This is a genomic window from Klebsiella sp. Ech2A (assembly GCF_030078455.1).
GTDB classification, from domain to species: domain Bacteria; phylum Pseudomonadota; class Gammaproteobacteria; order Enterobacterales; family Enterobacteriaceae; genus Klebsiella; species Klebsiella terrigena.
This window is the reverse complement of the sequence record NZ_JAQGFU010000438.1, coordinates 1-1,204: the sequence shown is the minus strand read 5'-3', so window position 1 is coordinate 1,204 and position 1,204 is coordinate 1. Positions and strand designations below refer to the sequence as shown.

The window sequence follows — 1,204 nt, the reverse complement described above, 5'->3', positions numbered from 1 at the left end:
GCCGAGCGGATAGTGGTTCTGCATCCACAGCAGGCGGTTGACGATCGCGGTCTGCCCCACCATCACCCCTTTCGGGCGGCCGGTGGAGCCGGAGGTAAAGATGATATAGGCGGTATGCTCCGGCGCGGAGAGCGCCAGCGGCGCATCATCCCCCGCCGCCAGCGGCTGCTGGTAGCACAGGCTGGCAAGCCCGGGGATATCGCTAAAGCGCGCCAGCTGATCATCGGAGGTCAGCAGCAGCGTCGGGCGCGCGTCTTCAAGCATCATGCGCAGGCGATCGTCAGGATAGCCGGTATCGAGCGGCAGCCAGGCAGCGCCCGCTTCAACGATGGCGTGCAGCGCCAGGGTGAGGAAGACAGAACGCGGCAGCGCCACCGCCACGCTATCGCCGGGCTTAACCCCGCGCGCGCGCAGCACCTCGGCCAGCGCCACCACCTGCTGGCGCATTTCGCGGTAGCTGAACTGCCAGCGGGCGTCCGCCAGCGCGGGGGCGTCCGGGGTCTTCAGCGCCTGTTCCGCCACCAGCGCGCTCAGCGTGGTGGCGGGCAGCGCAATGCCGGTATTATTGATTTCCGCCAGCCGCTGCGTTTCCCGCGCGGACAGCATGTTCGCTTCGCCGCAGCGCAGCGCCGGATCGGCGGCAAACTGCGCCAGCAGCGCGGAGAGGCGCTCGACGTGCGCGCGCAGCGTGGCCTCGTCGTAGCGCTGCTTATTGGCCAGCACTTCCAGCGACAGGCCGCCGGATTCGTCCGGGAACAGCGCCAGCTCAAGGTCGTTAACCGGGCCGGTCGCCAGGGTGTGCGTTACCGCCTGCACGCCGTCGATATCGAGGACGTAATCGAAAACTTTGATATTTAATACCGGGCCAAACAGCGGCTCATCGCCGGCGGCCTTGCCGCTATCGCGGACGATTTGCTCCGCATCATAGCGCTGGTGACGGCGCATTTTTTTCAGCTGTCCGGCGAGGCGCAGCGCCAGCTCGGCCAGCGTTTCCTGGGCATCGATATTGATCGCCAGCGGCAGGACGTTAAGCACCGGCCCGGTCGCGGTCAGCGCCGCCGATCCCATGCGGCGCATAAAGATAAAACCGGCGGCGTAGTCCATCCGCCCGCAGAGACGTCCCAGCCACAGCGCGGTCAGCGCCAGCGCCAGGTCGGCGCGCTGGCACTGCGGGGCGCCGGCGGCGAGGCGGCTGAACGTCGCG

Annotated in this window: 1 protein-coding gene; it reads right to left on the bottom strand. The window is 67.7% G+C overall.

Going from position 1 to position 1,204, the window contains the following annotated elements; translation table 11 throughout:
* Positions 1–1,204 (bottom strand): AMP-binding protein (locus tag PFH44_RS27810; RefSeq protein ID WP_283826869.1); only part of this gene is annotated, 1,204 nt, incomplete at both ends.